We start from the raw sequence: 15,433 nt of genomic DNA on the forward strand, positions 1-15,433 counted from the left end.
CTAAGCCACCCAGGTATCGCATGGCCCACCCCATCCCGACCCGACCCCAAACCTTCCTGCACCCCCTGGTACACCCCCTGCTGCTGCACCGCGCTGCCAAACCCGTGGTGTGGTGCCTGTGCCTGGCCCCACTGGCCTGGCTGGTGGTGGCCCTGTTCACCCAGCAACTAGGGGCCAACCCCGCCGAAGCTTTGCTGCGCAGCACCGGCGACTGGGCCTTGCGCGGCCTGTGCCTGGCCTTGGCCATCACACCGCTGCGCCAGGCGCTGGGCCTGCCCGCCCTGGCACGCATGCGCCGCCTGATCGGCCTGTTTGCGTTTTTTTATGCCGCCATCCATGCCCTGTGCTACCTGTGGCTGGACATGGGCTGGCAATGGGCGCTGGCCCTGGATGATGTGCTGCAGCGCCCCTTCATCCTGGTGGGTGCGCTGGCCGTGCTGCTGCTGCTGGCGCTGGCCTTAACCTCCCCCAAACGGGCTGTGCAACTGCTGGGGGCACAACAATGGCAACGCTTGCACCACAGCATCCACGCCGCAGCATGGCTGGCGCTGCTGCACTTTTACTGGATGCGTCTGGGCAAAAACCAATGGGCCGAGGTGGCGGTGTACGCCGCCATCGTGGCTGCGCTGCAGGGGTGGCGCATCCGGTCGCGGCGCACGCGGGGCAAGGCGTAAAGCCAGGGTTTGGCATAAGCCCGGTGCGGTGCGGTGTGGCTTAGAACGTGTTCATGATTTCCGCGCCCGCACACCCATGAGGAGATCGTGAACACGTTCTTAGGCCACTTGCTGCACCAGCGCCTCGGCCAGGCGCGCCTGCACTGCCTCGCGCTCGGCCAGGCGCTGGCGCAGCTCAAAGCACAGGCGGCGCAATTGCGTGACGCGGGCGACGATGCGGGATTGTTCGGCGAGGGGGGCAGGGGAATTAAGAACTGACCGAGCTTGGCAATGCTCAAACCTTCGCGCGATACGCCAACCTGCACATCCATGACGGTCTGTTGGACATGCCGTGAGACAAGAACTTTATGCAAATAGGCATTAATTTCTGGCAAAACGGCACGAATGATCGTGACGTGTTGGCTAACGTTTGCCTCATCGAAATCGCTTGGAACCACAGCGCAGCGCCCGATGGACGCACCAGTGATATTGAATAGCAAGTCATTTGCGACAACCACTGTGCCAGCCATCCTGAAGTGCGTTTCTGGCTTAATGAAAGCCACGCCATCAAGGCGCAATCCTTCGTCCCACACATTCTGGGATCGAAGGAATTTCACACCAGACGAGACATAAACTTCGCGACCTCCAAGAGGTGTGCTTCCGGCACCGATCTTCTGCAGCAAAGCGCTCAGCCTCACCCACTCCCACCCCACCGGCAACTCAAACGGCTTTTCCTCGTCCGTCACCGGCGGCAGCGGCTTGTCTTTTTTGATCTGGCCAGCGGCAATCAGCCGGTCTTTTTCGGCGCGGATTTTTTGCAGCAGCACGCTGGCGGGTTCATCGGTGGGGTCTTGGGGCACCAGCAGGCCGCGCACTGCCAGTTGCAGCAGGGTTTGCTCCAGCGCGTCGATGGCCTGGGGGCGGTCCAGCAGCAGGTCAAAGTGCTGGGCCACGCGCTGCCAGTTGTTGGCCAGTTCTTCGGGCGTGGCGCTGGCAGTCAGCGTGCCCAGCAGGGTGCTGAGCAGTTGGGCGTGCTGCGTGGCCTCCAGCTGGCCCTTGGCCTCCAGTGCATCGCACAGGCGCATGAGTTCTTCGACGCGGGCGACGATGCGGGATTGTTCGGCGAGGGGGGGCAGCGGAACCAGAAATTCTTGAATGCTTTTTAAACCTACGTTTGGTTGTGTTGTCTTATTGGTTGCGCTGGCGGCCTGCATTTTTGCCCATCCAGAAACAGAGAATAGGTACTGGTAGTCAGGCTCAATAAAGCCGGGAATAACTTTAATGACCGCACATGAGTAAGAGGCAAGAAATTCCCGATTAGTAGTTACCTTCCGAACAACACCAATAGTTCCATATCGGGGATAAATCAGGTCACCAACCTCAGGCCGAATCTTATTAGCAAGTTGCACGTAGTCGCTGTATGCGATCTTCTTGGCACCGTCAAAATCAATTTCATTCGTGCCATAAAAGTCGCGTGGTGAAACGTAAGGCACACCATCTTTAGCTTCAGACGGCATTTTGTGATCGATGTCACCAATCTTCATTGAGATATTGGCCCACCTCACCCACTCCCACCCCACCGGCAACTCAAACGGCTTTTCCTCGTCGGCAATTGCCGCCAGCGGCTTGTCTTTTTTAATCTTGCCTTCCGCAATTAGCCTGTCTTTCTCCGCCCGAATTTTTTGCAGCAGCACGCTGGCGGGTTCATCCGCCGGGTCTTGCGGCACCAGCTTGCCTTGCACGGCCAGCGTCAAGATCAGTTCACGCAGGCGGGCCACGCCGCCGGGGGCGGTGGCCAATAAATTTAAATTAGATAGCAGCATGCGCTTACCCCTTAAGCGCTAGTGGCCGTTTTGACCATCATTTCTGCGCCCAGCGACTGGGCCAGGATGTGCTTGAGCTCATCGCGCAGCGCCTGGGCTTCGGTTTGCAGGCGGGCGTAATCGGCCAGCAGTTCGTCGGGGTCGTGGCTGATTTGCTCGCCCACATGGGGGTTTTTCTGGTCCAGGTTCCAGTTGGCGGCGCGCAAGGTGTCCAGGCTGACTTTCCACGCCTGCTCGTTTTCTACGCGGCTGGCGTAGCCATCATCCGCGCTGCCCCACCAGGCTTTTTCGGCCTCAAACTCTTCAATGCGAATGGGCTTGGTTTTGTTGTAGTTCTTCACGCCGGCGGGGTAGCGGTGCTCGTAGTACCAAACATGCTGCGTGGGCTGGCCTTTGGTAAAGAACAGCAGGTTGGTTTTGATGCCGGTGTAGGGGTTGAACACGCCATTGGGCAGGCGCACGATGGTGTGCAGATTGCACTCAGTCAGCAGCTTTTCTTTGATGCGGCTTTTGCTGCCTTCGCCAAACAAAAAGCCATCGGGCAGCACCACAGCGGCGCGGCCCCCGTCTTTGAGCAGCTTCATGATGAGGATCATGAACAGGTCGGCCGTTTCGCGGCTGCGCAGGTCGGCGGGAAAGCCGTCTTCAATGCCGGGCTCTTCGGTGCCGCCAAAGGGCGGGTTGGTGAGGATGATGTCCACCTGATCGGCCCGGCCGTAGTCGCGCAGCGGGCGGCTTAAGGTGTTGTCGTTTTGGATTTGGCTGGGCACTTCAATGCCGTGCAGCATGAGGTTGGTCACGCACAGGCTGTGCGGCAGGGGTTTTTTCTCGACCCCGCGCACGGCGGTTTGCAGCAGGCGTTCTTGCTCGGGCGTTTGCACTTGCTGGCGCAAATGCTCAATGGCGCAGACCAGAAAGCCGCCCGTGCCGGTGGCGGGATCCATCACGGTTTCGCCCAGTTGGGGGTTGAGCATGTCGGTCATGAACTGGGTGACGGCGCGGGGCGTGTAGAACTCGCCCGCGTTGCCAGCGGCCTGCAGGTCTTTGAGCAGTTTTTCGTACAGGTCGTTGAACTGGTGGCGCTGGGCCTGGCGGTTGAAGTTAATGACGGCCAGCTTGTTGATCACCTGGCGCAGCAGGTGGCCGCTTTTCATGTAGTTGTAGGTGTCGTCAAACACGCTGCGCAGCACATAGGCGCGCGGGTTTTGCGCAATGCTGCCGGGCAGGTTGCCCAGGGTGGGGATGAGCTGGTTGTCCACAAAGTCCAGCAGGGCATCGCCGGTCATGCCTTCGGCATCGGCGGCCCAGTTGCGCCAGCGCAGGGCTTGCGGGATGGGGCTTTGGTAGTCGTCCTGGGTAAATTCCAGCTCCTCTTCCAGCGCATCAAATACTTTGAGGAACAGCAGCCAGGTGAGCTGGGACAGGCGCTGGGCATCGCCATCCACGCCACTGTCTTGGCGCATGATGTCTTGGATGGATTTGATGATGGAAGATAGGTTGGACATGCAAGAGGCTCTAAAATTTTGAATAAAAAAGGCCATTAGCGCTTATCTATCAAGCGCTTACAGCTATGGTTTTAGGATTTTTTAGCAGCCTTTTTACCGGCCTTGATGGCCTTGGCCGGTTTGACTGTTGTCACTGCTTGGACTGCGGGAGCCTTTGCGGCGGCCGAGCGCGAGGGCTTGCGGGCCTGGCGGGGGCTTGGTGCGAGCGTTACCGCAGGAAGCCGTGTTTGATAGAACTGGCCTTGCGCCTTGGCTTGCGCCAGATATTCGCCATAGCTTTCTCGGTAGCCTGGGCCGAGATAGGCCACCGCGCCAAGAAGGCCATCCGTAACAATGCCGCCGGCGTATTCCATCAAGGCGGTTTGCAGCACCAAACCGCTGCACCCTGTCATATCGCGCAGCCGCGTGGTCAGTGATTTGACGGCATAGGCTTGGGCATCGTCATGCACTGTGACGGGCAAAAAGATGCTGTAGTGCGCGGTGTCGCGCAGGTACACCCAGCGCCCGGCACGCATGCTGGTGACTGCGCTTTGCACATCGTCTGGCAGCGGATCGTTGGCTTGGCGCAGGGCGGCCAAGGCAGCTTGCAGCACGTGGGGGTGCTCCAGCATCCAGCCCCGCGCCTGCGTCAGCAGGGCCAGGTATGGCACTTCGCCAGATTTAGGCTTGGGAAAACTGGGATGTGCGATCACCTCGACCAGCAAACGCTGGTAGTGGTGGATGAAGTGCAGCGCAGCTTGTTCGGCAATCAGGTGAGGCATGTTTTACTAATAAAAAGTGATGATAGCGCTTACCATGCAAGCGCTGACAGCTATGTTTTTTAATCAAGCGCGTGCGGGCTGGTAAATGGCACGGCCCAGTTGGGCCATGGCATCTTGGTACTGCAGCTTGCTGCCGCCAAAGCTTTGCATCAGCTCGACCGGTGAGCCCATCTGGGTCAAGGGCTGGACCTTGAGCACATCGGTATTTTCAATGGCACTGATGCCTTCGTCGGCGTATTTGTCGATCAAGACATCCAGGACTTTACGGGCCGTTTCACCATATTTGGCGTAGATGCCATCGTCCTGCAATTTCTTTTTGGCGCGGCGGGCGCGCTCGCTGCGGGTGAGGATGGGTTGGTCATAGGCCACATGCAGCAGCACATCAAAGGGGTCGGCCCCTTGCAGGCTGCTGCCATCGCCTTTTTCCTGCGCCAATTCTTCGGCCAGCACATCCAGCAGCACGCCGTGGTGTTGCAGCTCGTCGATCAAGGCTTGTTTGCGGTCAGCGCTGCTCCAGGCCTGCAAGAAGGCATCGAGCGATTCGTATTGCTTGGCCAGGTTGATGCGGGTGAAGTCGCGCAGGCTTTCTGTGACCAGCTTGCCGTGGGCATCCAGGTACTGAATGCGCTCACGGGCAATGGCCACGGTGACGCGATTGTTGATTTGGTATTTGCGGGGCTTGTCGGGGCCGCCCGTTGTGTCACCGCCCGCGCCAGCGCCATAAATACCTGCCGGGTCTTTGGTAGCGCCGCCGAAGATGGGGGCATCCTCGCTGCCGGTGCCTTGTGTTGATTCTGGCAACCAGGTAGCGCCATCCATGCTTGCGCCCTCTTCACCCCCTTGCGTCTCTTCAGGTGTTGGAGGCACCACATCATCATCACCCGTGGGCTTGTAAATCTGTACGGGCTCGCCGTCAAAGTCTTTGTCGGCAAACAGTTCGGTGGCGCGCTTGAAGTCGAGGATGGTGAAGAACTGCTTGCCGTGCTCTTCATTCAGCCGCGTGCCACGACCGATGATTTGCTTGAACAGCGTCATGGACTTGATGTTCTGGTCCAGCACCACCAGCTTGCAGGTCTGGGCATCGACCCCCGTGCTCATGAGCTTGCTGGTGACGGCAATCACCGGATCGGCACTGTCGGGGTCGATAAAGTTGTCCAGCTCGCGCTTGCCCACTTCGTTGTCGCCCGTGATCTGCATCACGTATTTGCTGCGGGTGGCGCAAATGTCTTTGTTGGCCTCGGCCAGGGCCGCTGTCATGCGCTGGGCATGGTCAATGTCTTCGCAAAAGACAATGGTTTTGGCGTTGCGGTCAGTGCCTTTGAGGTATTGGGTAATTTTGTCGGCCACCACGCGGTCACGCAGGCCCAGCACCAGGTTGCGGTTCATGTCAGCAGCGGTGTAGATGCGGTCTTCAATCGGGTGGCCTGCATCGTCCAGCATGCCTTTGGGCGGGCGCCAGCCAAAGGTGTCGCGGTCCAGATCGACGCGCACGACTTTGTAGGGGGCGAGAAAGCCGTCTTCAATGCCTTGCTTGAGGGTGTAGGTATAGACCGGTTCGCCAAAGTAGTGGATGTTGGATGCCTCTTCGGTTTCTTTGGGTGTGGCGGTCAGGCCGACCTGGGTGGCACTGCTGAAGTAGTCCAGGATGTTGCGCCAAGCCGAGTCTTCGTTGGCACTGCCCCGGTGGCACTCGTCAATGATGATGAGATCAAAAAAATCGGGGCTGAACTGCCTAAAGACATCATCGGCACCGGTTTTGCCGCTGCCCTTGCTGGTAATGGCTTGGTACAGGCCCAGGTACACCTCATACGCTTTATTGACCTGTTTGCCGCCCGTGTGCTTGGTGCCACGGGTGATGGCCAGCTCCAGCGCATCCACCGACGTGGTGCCATCGGCATCAATGCGCTCAATGCCCTTGGCGTTGGGGCTGAGCTTGGCCATGGCGCCCTTGAAGGGTTTGAAGTCGCCCACCATGGTCTGGTCCACCAGGATGTTGCGGTCGGCCAGAAAGAGGATGCGTTTTTTGGCACCGCTTTTGAGCAGGCGCCAGATGATCTGGAAGGCGGTATAAGTTTTGCCCGTGCCTGTGGCCATGACCAGCAGCACGCGGTTTTGGCCAGCGGCAATGGCTTCGAGCGTGCGGTTGATGGCGTGCAGCTGGTAGTAGCGGGGGACGCGGTTGCTATCGCCCTGGTGGTAGGCGAAGGCATTGGCCTTTTTTTGCTCGGGTGTCCATTGCTTCCAGGCGCAATAACGCTCCCATAAATCTTGCGGGCTGGGAAATTCATCCAGGCTGATTTCACGAATCAGCTGCCCATCGGCCAAGGTGGCATCGCGAAACACAAAGCCATCCCCATTGCTGGCAAAGGCAAAAGGCACGCCCATGCGTTCCGCATATTCCGTGGCCTGCTGGATGCCAGCGCCCACGGTGTGGCGGTTGTCTTTGGCTTCAATCACCGCCAGGGGCTGGCCAAATTGATAGCACAGCAAATAATCCGCACGCAAGGCAGTCTGCATATTGCGCTGCGCTTTTTGGCCGCGCACCACAATACGGCCATTGGTGATGGCGTATTCGCGGTAAATCTGGTGGGTTTCACTCCAGCCCGCTTGGAGGATGGCAGGGTCAATAAACTTCGATCGAATATCTGCTTCGCTGAGCTGCTTTTTATCCAATGGGTATCTCCGGGCTTTGGGCTGTTTTGTAAGCAATTATGGCAACAATGGTTGCTGAATCGGCAATCCGCTCAGCCTGCGAATCGTCAGGGCACAGCGTTGCTCAATCAAAGTATTGATTTGCTCAACCACGGCATTGCCAACAAAACGGTGTCCGGGGGCAGACTGGAGCTTGCGCGCCGTCGCAGGTAGTAACTTTGCCAACTCCAGAATGCGCCGTTTGGCCTGCGCCTTGGTAAAGCCCACGCCTTCTGCAAACTGCTCCCAGTGCCGCGCCTGAACTTCGCTGAATTTGTATTTGCTGCCGATTTTCATCGCCATTTTCTGCGTCAGGGTTGGATACACCGCCGTCGAGAGCGTGTCGTAAAACGGTGCCAGAACGGGTGTCTTGCCTGAGTACAGCAGAGAGAAATTCTTGGCGTGCGCATCATGATTGCCAATCAGCGCATTGAAGATCACGCAGTCGAGTAGTCGCAGGACTTGCGGTGCACTGGGGCGGGTTGCACTGCGCAGCAGATCAAAACACTGGGCCAGATCCGGGCCACCTTCATTCTGGTACTTCATTTCGGGCACCACGCCCAGCGCCTGGCAAAAGTCCTCTTGATGAAGGCGTTGCCGGTGCCCCTGCGTATCGATCAGTCGATCGTAGCGCTCAACCAGCAGGAATGAGCGATCCAATACCTGGTGGACTTTCGATTTCGCTGGCTTGAGCTGCATGGCCTCAGCCAGTGCCATGCAAAATCCTTCGTTGATCACGCTGTTTTCAACGGCGTGAATAGGCGGCTTCAGGATGTGAGAGCTCGGCGTGCCGTTGAGGGGCAGTCCGATGCGCGTACCATCGAAAACCACTGGCAGCTTGTCTTGGGCACCAGCCAAGGAAAGCCGCAAGCCGTCTTTGCCTGCCAGCATGGGGCGACGCGGCAATTCATCCAGGATGGCAACGACTTCGTCGTCGCTCAGCCATTGAACGTCATCGGTGCGGGTCGACACAGGCAAAGCCTGCCCCGGCTCAAGGAACGTCACGGCTCCGGCGCATTCGCCACCGATGTGGTCCAGCAGCGCAAAGTCGTTCTGGCCTGAAACCTGGAACTGCTGCGCAATCAGGCGGCGCATCTGCCCTTCGGGCAGTAGACCCGCAAAGAACGGGCGCGTTTTGCGATCGTCGAACGGCTCGGCTTGCAGGGGCAGCGAGGCGGACAAGGCAACGGCGTCTTTGTGTGACAGCCAACCGGGTGCGTAGCAAAAGTTTAGCCGCCCATCAACCAGCGCCAACGTGCCGACACGGTATGCGAAAAGCCAGACGTCCAGCTCATGTGCCATGGCCGTCATCCTCTCGTTGATCGTCGGACGCAACTGATGGCAATCCGCTCAAATGGATTTCACCGCCCAGGGCATCAATGACCCGCAGCACGTTTTCCAGCCGCAAGGTGGGCTTGCCGGCTTCAAGCTCGACAATGAAGCGCACACCCACCCCAGCCGCAAGCGCCAACTGGGGCTGGGTCAGCCCGAGCTGCTTGCGAGCGGCACGCAGTGCACGCCCTAGTTGTTGAGGTGATCGAATGGATGTCATGGCTTGTTCAGTTTCCCGTTCGGGAAATTATCGGGCACAACCGGACTAAGTACAAGAGATATTTCCCGATCGGGAATGTTTGGTGTGCTTAGGGCATGATTCGAGCCTTTGCTTCCCGATCGGGAAATAATAAACTACTCTCAATTCCAAAAGCTTTGAGGAGGACGCATGAGCAAGAAGCACCGGGGCCGGTTCAAGGGTGATCCGGTCACCTATCAACTGCCGAACCCGGCAGGCGGCGTGCAACTGGAAACCTTCGTGCCCTGGACGCTGGTGAAGCGGGGGCTGAAGAAGCAGGTCATCACGCCCTTGGACGCGCCGCAGGAATTTCTGTCCGAGGCCACCCGGGAGCGGGAAGCCCGGTCGGCCGCGCAGGACACCGCGTTGATGCGGGCGCTAGGACTGGCGCACCACTGGCAACGCCTGCTGGATGAGAAGCGGGCGGCATCAGTAGCCGAGATCGCCGAGGCCGAAGGCATGGACGTAACGCAAGTACGCCGGGTGGTGCGGCTGACGCTCCTGGCCCCGGAGGTCGTGGAACGGCTGGTGGGCTCGACCGATGCCGTGCTGGAGAAGGTGATGCGCCGCCCCTGGCCCAACGCCTGGGGCGACCAGATGCGCGTGCTCGCGCCACCCGGGTGAGCGCGTCGTACCCAGAGCCAGTAACCGCCTGCGGGCGGTTTTTTTGTGGCTGCTCGGGACTCGGTCGCCATCGCTACAGGAGTTGCCAACCACAACCGGCCGCCCCTAAACCCGCGCCAGCAAAGGAAATGGCCTCGAGAACGCTCGCGTGCCCACCAGAGAAAACGGAGAACAGAGAGGCGTCGGTGGGGGCAAAAAAGACGACTTCGCAGGGGCGGCGCTCGCGAGGCCAGGCCCGAAAACCGCGCCAACACTGGGGGGAACAGACGAAAAAAAACCAACCGAGAACGGTTGGTTTTTCAAATAGTGGTGGAGCTGGCGGGAATTGAACCCGCGTCCGCAAGCCTTCGTCGGCCAGATCTACATGTTTAGTGTTCTGATTTGAGTCTCACCTTGCAAGCCGCGCAGACACACGCTGCAGGCAAAGCCAGCACCCTTAAATCTTGCTCAATACCAAGGTGCCCGGTACCAAGCCAGCTGATGTGAATTCCCTTGCAGCCTGGAGGTATTGCTACCCCCTTGCCCAGCCCATCAGCGTGCTGTTGCAAGGCTCACCGGATTTAAGCGGCGAGTGCGAAACGTTCGTCGTTTGCAGTTACTTTTGTGAATGGAGATTTACGAGCGTCACTCAAGCTCGACATGCACCGTACCGATCCCGAACCCACGTCGAAACCAGGGCAGCCCCTTAGACGGCCATTCTAATGGAAATCCAGTAAATTGAGTAGCCCTTGAGGTGAATCAATGATCGCATCAGGCTGCCAGCAACGGACATCATGCGCATCGCCCAAATAACCATAGCTTGCAGCGATGGCCCTCATTCCAGCCGCTTTTGCCGCTTGGATGTCGCGCTCATCATCACCTACATAAATGCAAGCGCCAGGAGCAACTCGCAAAGTGCTGGCCGCCGCCAACAATGGAGCTGGGTGTGGCTTGCTAAAAGCCGTGGTATCGCCACACACTAGAACTTGGTTTTTAGACAGCAATTCATCTGCTTGCACGATAGGCTTGGTAAACCGTTCTATCTTGTTGGTGACAATTCCCCAAGATTGGCAGTTTTTATCGATGCCTTGCAACACCTCTGGCACCCCAGGAAAAATTCTGGAATGTGCGCCCATGCAAGCTTCATACGCTTGAAAAAATGCTTCCTTTAAATCACAAAACTCAGGATCGGTTTCCTGGATACCCAAGGCTAGGCGAAGCATGCCACGTGCCCCGGTGCCTACAAAGGGCCGGTAGTGAGCCAAGGGAAGTGGGGGCAGCTGTCGTTGAATGCGCAACGCATTTGCTGCCGCTGCCAAGTCTGGGGCACTATCGAGCAAGGTACCGTCCAAATCGAACAGGACGGCTTGAATATTTTTCCAACGACTCATACGACGGGGCGCTGTGCTGCCAATAAATAATTAACGCTGCAGTCTTGGCTTAACCAATAACGACCTGTCAAAGGGTTGTACTGCAAGCCAGAGCTGGCTTTAACATCCAAACCAGCCTCTCGACAAAATCGCGTCAGTTCACTAGGTCGTAAAAATTTCTGATATTCATGGGTGCCTGTAGGAAGCATTTTTAAAATATATTCTGCGGCCACAATGGCTAAGCCAAATGATTTCAAATTTCTATTTAATGTCGAGAAAAATACCCAGCCCCCCGGCTTGACCAAATTGGCGCAAGCATGGACCACGGATGCTGGATCAGGTACGTGCTCCAACATTTCCATGCAGGTCACAACATCAAAAGCGGCAGGTTGCTCGGCAGCCAAAGCCTCTGCAGAAATCTCGCGATACGTAATGTGCGGGGTACCTGCTTCTAGTGCATGCAATTGTGCTACTTGCAAGGATTTTTTGGCCAGATCAACACCCAACACTTCTGCTGCACCGCTACGTGCCATGGCATCGGCCAAAATACCGCCGCCGCAGCCAATATCCACTATTTTTTTATCCTTCAGCCCAGCAATTTGATCAATCCATCCTAAGCGCAAAGGATTCATTTGGTGCAGTGGTTTAAATTCACTCTCTGGATCCCACCAGTGATGGGCTAAGGCAGAAAATTTCTCTAATTCAGCGGGATCGACATTTATAGGTGCAGTCATGGCAGGACTAAAAAACAGCTTAAAGATGATAAAAAAAAGCCCCGTTACCGGGGCTTTTTTAGCGAATCATAGGGGTTATTACTTGGCAGTACCAACCACTTCGATTTCTACGCGGCGATTTTTTGCACGACCTTCTTTGGTCTTGTTGTCGGCCACAGGCTGGGATTCGCCTTTGCCTTCGGTGTACACGCGTGCTTTATCAACGCCCTTGTTCACCAAGTAGGCTTTCACAGCTTCAGCGCGACGCACAGACAGTTTTTGGTTGTAAGCATCCGAGCCGACCGAGTCAGTGTGACCCACAGCAATGATCACTTCCAGGTTGATGCCACCAATTTTGTTGGCCACTTCGTCCAGCTTGGCTTTGCCTGCTGGCTTGAGAACAGCCTTGTCAAAGTCAAAGAACGCATCAGCAGCAAAAGTCACTTTGGAAGCAGCAGCGACAGGCGCAGCGGCAGCAGCAGGTGCAGCTGCTGCTGGGGCAGCGGCAACTTGCAGTGCACCATCGCAGCCAGGAGCGGCTGTAGCAGGTGTCCAGTTGGCATCACGCCAGCACAATTCATTGGTGCCGTTTTTCCAGACCAGTTCGTTGGTGCCGTTTTTCCAGTTATCGATAGACTGAGCGCCAGCGGCCGTAGCCAGGGCTGCACCAGCAAACAAAATCGCCACTTTGTTGAGTTTCTTCATGATTCTCCTCTTTGGGATAAAGCCGCTATTCGCGAAATTCGTAAACGTCGCCAATGACCACCACTAGCGAGCGCTGTTTGGAATTGTGCCACACGATGCCTAAAAATACAGATGCCAGCTGGCGGTAAATGCCCAGCGCTTAAACATTCTTAAAAATGTGTGGCCCTCCAGCAACAGTCTATTCCCTCTAGAATTAACTGTTTCGCTGCCTCAGCATAACTAGAAGCCGTCCATGACCCAGTTTGCCAAAGAAACCCTACCGATCAGCCTTGAAGAGGAGATGCGCCGCAGCTACCTCGACTACGCCATGAGTGTGATTGTGGGGCGGGCCCTGCCCGATGCACGCGACGGCTTAAAACCGGTGCATCGGCGGGTGCTGTTTGCCATGCACGAGCTGAACAACGATTGGAATCGCCCGTACAAAAAGTCGGCACGTATCGTCGGTGACGTGATTGGTAAATACCACCCTCACGGCGACACAGCGGTGTACGACACCATCGTGCGCATGGCGCAGGATTTTTCGCTGCGCCACATGCTGGTCGATGGCCAGGGCAACTTCGGCTCGGTCGATGGTGATAACGCGGCGGCGATGCGCTACACGGAAATTCGCCTGTCGAAAATTGCCCACGAAATGCTGGCCGACATCGACAAACAGACCGTGGACTTTGGCCCCAACTACGACGGCAGCGAAAACGAGCCCCTGGTGTTGCCCGCCCGCTTGCCCAGTCTGCTGGTCAATGGCAGCTCGGGTATTGCGGTGGGGATGGCCACCAACATTCCGCCGCACAACTTGAATGAAGTGGTCGATGCTTGCCTGCACCTGCTGCACACGCCAGAGGCATCGATTGACGAGCTGATGGAAATCATTCCCGCCCCAGACTTCCCTACCGCCGGGATCATTTACGGTATTCAGGGTGTCAAGGACGGCTACCGCACCGGCCGTGGCCGCGTGGTGATGCGGGCCAAGGTGCACTTCGAGGACATTGACCGGGGCCAGCGCCAGGCCATCATCGTCGATGAGCTGCCCTACCAGGTGAATAAAAAAACGCTGCAAGAGCGCATGGCCGAGCTGGTGCACGAGAAAAAGCTCGAAGGCATCAGCCACATCCAGGACGAATCGGACAAATCCGGTATGCGCCTGGTGATTGAGCTCAAGCGCGGCGAAGTGCCCGAAGTGGTGCTGAACAATCTGTACAAACAAACGCAGCTGCAAGACACCTTCGGCATGAACATGGTGGCCCTGATCGACGGCCAGCCGCGCCTGTGCAATTTGAAGGACTTGATCTCCGTCTTCCTGCAGCATCGCCGCGAAGTGGTCACCCGCCGCACCGTGTTTGAGCTGCGCAAAGCCCGCGAGCGTGGCCATGTGCTGGAAGGCTTGGCGGTGGCGCTGGCCAATATTGACGACTTCATCGCCATCATTCGCAATGCCCCCACGCCCCCTGTGGCCAAAGCCGAGCTGATGAACCAGCGTTGGGACAGCCAGCTGGTGCGCGAGATGCTGACCCGCACCAACACGGATGGCGGCGTGGTCAATGCTGACGATTACCGCCCGGAAGGCTTGGAAGCAGAGTTGGGCATGCAAGGCGATGGTTTGTACCGCCTGTCTGACACCCAAGCGCAAGAGATTTTGCAAATGCGCCTGCAGCGCCTGACCGGCCTGGAGCAGGACAAAATCGTCGCCGAATACAAAGACATCATGGCGGTCATTGAAGACTTGCTGGACATCTTGGCCAAGCCTGGGCGTGTCTCCACCATCATCGGCGATGAGCTGACTGCGCTGAAAACCGAGTTTGGCCAGACCAAGCTGGGCGCGCGCCGCTCCACCATCGAGCACAGTGCGCAAGACCTCTCGACCGAAGACCTGATCACGCCCACCGACATGGTGGTCACCCTTAGCCACACCGGCTACATCAAGAGCCAGCCGTTGAGCGAATACCGCGCACAAAAGCGCGGCGGGCGCGGCAAGCAGGCCACGGCAACCAAAGAAGACGACTGGATCGACCAGCTCTTTATCGCCAACACGCACGACTGGATTTTGTGCTTCTCCAACCGGGGGCGGCTGTACTGGCTCAAGGTGTGGGAAGTGCCCGCCGGTTCGCGCAACTCGCGCGGGCGGCCCATCGTGAACATGTTCCCGCTGCAGGAAGGCGAAAAAATCAACGTGGTGCTGCCGCTGACAGGCGAGATGCGCAACTTCCCGGAAGACCACTACATCTTCATGGCCACCAGCATGGGCACGGTGAAGAAAACGGCGCTGTCCGAATTTTCCAACCCGCGCAAGGTGGGCATCATCGCCGTCGGCCTGGACGAAGGCGACTACCTGATTGGCGCGGCGCTGACCGACGGCAAGCACGATGTGATGCTGTTCAGCGACGGTGGCAAGGCCGTGCGCTTTGACGAAAACGATGTGCGCCCCATGGGCCGCAATGCCCGGGGCGTGCGCGGCATGAATATTGACGAAGGCCAAAGCGTCATCGCCCTGCTGGTGGCCGATGCCAGCGAAGAAGTGCCGGCCACGCCAGACACCCTCGACGCTACCGCGCCCGACAGCAACGCCCAAAGCGTGCTGACCGCCACCGAAAACGGCTACGGCAAGCGCACCCACATCCGCGAATACACACGCCACGGCCGGGGCACCAAGGGGATGATTGCCATCCAGCAGTCTGAGCGCAACGGCAAAGTGGTCGCCGCCACCCTGGTCGCCCCCGAGGATGAAATCATGCTGATTACCGACACCGGCGTGCTGGTGCGCACCCGCGTGGCCGAAATCCGTGAAATGGGCCGCGCCACCCAGGGCGTGACGCTGATGAATTTGGACGCAGGGGCCAAGCTCTCCGGCTTGCAGCGCATTGCGGAAAATGATGCCGTGAACGATGCCGAAAACGATGTTGAAAGCGATGCAGGCAGCGATGCCCAGGCAGATGCTGACACCACCCAAAGCAACAGTGCGGCAGGCAGCCCCGAGACTACGGCTGAAGAATAAATAAGAGCACTTTGCGCTTGCACCACCTAGGTTTTAACCACTTTTGATCTGAT

At 57.8% G+C, this 15,433-nt stretch carries 12 protein-coding genes and 1 other RNA gene; 3 read left to right on the forward strand and 10 right to left on the reverse strand.

All coding sequences use genetic code 11. The features are described from left to right. The first annotated feature begins 20 nt into the window (after positions 1-20). Positions 21-674 (forward strand): protein-methionine-sulfoxide reductase heme-binding subunit MsrQ, encoded by a 654-nt coding sequence (locus ACFO24_RS03390; RefSeq protein ID WP_377736826.1) that lies wholly within the window; start codon positions 21-23, stop codon positions 672-674. Here the strand turns inward: ACFO24_RS03390 and ACFO24_RS03395 are convergent. From ACFO24_RS03395 to ACFO24_RS03420, 6 genes are all read right to left on the reverse strand, one after another. Next, positions 560-2,476 carry a restriction endonuclease subunit S gene (locus ACFO24_RS03395; RefSeq protein WP_377736827.1) on the reverse strand — a complete coding sequence of 639 codons (1,917 nt, stop codon included), beginning with the start codon at positions 2,474-2,476 and terminating at the stop codon, positions 560-562. The two genes, ACFO24_RS03390 and ACFO24_RS03395, sit on opposite strands and share 115 nt — an antisense overlap. An 11-nt stretch (positions 2,477-2,487) precedes the next feature. Beyond that, on the reverse strand, positions 2,488-3,981 hold the full coding sequence (locus ACFO24_RS03400) for a type I restriction-modification system subunit M (protein ID WP_377736828.1): 1,494 nt from the start codon (positions 3,979-3,981) through the stop codon (positions 2,488-2,490). Between the two features lie 71 nt (positions 3,982-4,052). Further along, the gene (locus ACFO24_RS03405; RefSeq protein WP_377736829.1) at positions 4,053-4,742 is read right to left on the reverse strand and encodes a hypothetical protein; all 690 of its coding nucleotides are present in this window, start codon (positions 4,740-4,742) and stop codon (positions 4,053-4,055) included. A 63-nt stretch (positions 4,743-4,805) separates the two neighbouring features. Beyond that, entirely contained in the window at positions 4,806-7,415 is a 2,610-nt protein-coding gene (hsdR, locus tag ACFO24_RS03410) for an EcoAI/FtnUII family type I restriction enzme subunit R (RefSeq protein ID WP_377736830.1), read from the reverse strand. 36 nt (positions 7,416-7,451) lie between these two features. After that, positions 7,452-8,735, reverse strand: a complete 1,284-nt coding sequence (locus tag ACFO24_RS03415) for a type II toxin-antitoxin system HipA family toxin (protein ID WP_377736831.1) — start codon at positions 8,733-8,735, stop codon at positions 7,452-7,454. Next, positions 8,725-8,985 carry a helix-turn-helix transcriptional regulator gene (locus tag ACFO24_RS03420; RefSeq protein ID WP_377736833.1) on the reverse strand — a complete coding sequence of 87 codons (261 nt, stop codon included), beginning with the start codon at positions 8,983-8,985 and terminating at the stop codon, positions 8,725-8,727. Before ACFO24_RS03420 ends, ACFO24_RS03415 begins: the two co-directional genes overlap by 11 nt. Before the next feature lie 168 nt (positions 8,986-9,153). On the opposite strand from ACFO24_RS03420, the gene ACFO24_RS03425 reads away from it, so the two are divergent. Next, the gene (locus tag ACFO24_RS03425; protein WP_377736834.1) at positions 9,154-9,627 is read left to right on the forward strand and encodes a hypothetical protein; all 474 of its coding nucleotides are present in this window, start codon (positions 9,154-9,156) and stop codon (positions 9,625-9,627) included. A 307-nt stretch (positions 9,628-9,934) separates the two neighbouring features. Here ACFO24_RS03425 and ssrA read toward each other — a convergent pair. The 4 genes from ssrA to ompA form a co-directional block, all read right to left on the reverse strand. Beyond that, positions 9,935-10,312, reverse strand: a transfer-messenger RNA (tmRNA) gene (gene ssrA / locus ACFO24_RS03430). Between the two features lie 13 nt (positions 10,313-10,325). Continuing rightward, positions 10,326-10,997 (reverse strand): phosphoglycolate phosphatase, encoded by a 672-nt coding sequence (gene gph, locus ACFO24_RS03435; protein ID WP_377736835.1) that lies wholly within the window; start codon positions 10,995-10,997, stop codon positions 10,326-10,328. Beyond that, positions 10,994-11,710 (reverse strand): bifunctional 2-polyprenyl-6-hydroxyphenol methylase/3-demethylubiquinol 3-O-methyltransferase UbiG, encoded by a 717-nt coding sequence (gene ubiG, locus ACFO24_RS03440; RefSeq protein WP_377736837.1) that lies wholly within the window; start codon positions 11,708-11,710, stop codon positions 10,994-10,996. Before ubiG ends, gph begins: the two co-directional genes overlap by 4 nt. 78 nt (positions 11,711-11,788) lie before the next feature. After that, positions 11,789-12,394 carry an outer membrane protein OmpA gene (ompA, locus tag ACFO24_RS03445; RefSeq protein ID WP_377736838.1) on the reverse strand — a complete coding sequence of 202 codons (606 nt, stop codon included), beginning with the start codon at positions 12,392-12,394 and terminating at the stop codon, positions 11,789-11,791. 232 nt (positions 12,395-12,626) lie between these two features. Here ompA and gyrA point away from each other — a divergent pair, with 232 nt between their 5' ends. Further along, on the forward strand, positions 12,627-15,380 hold the full coding sequence (gene gyrA, locus ACFO24_RS03450) for a DNA gyrase subunit A (RefSeq protein ID WP_377736840.1): 2,754 nt from the start codon (positions 12,627-12,629) through the stop codon (positions 15,378-15,380). The last annotated feature ends 53 nt before the right edge of the window (positions 15,381-15,433 follow it).

This window comes from Comamonas denitrificans, assembly GCF_042654745.1.
Lineage (GTDB): Bacteria > Pseudomonadota > Gammaproteobacteria > Burkholderiales > Burkholderiaceae_C > Comamonas > Comamonas denitrificans.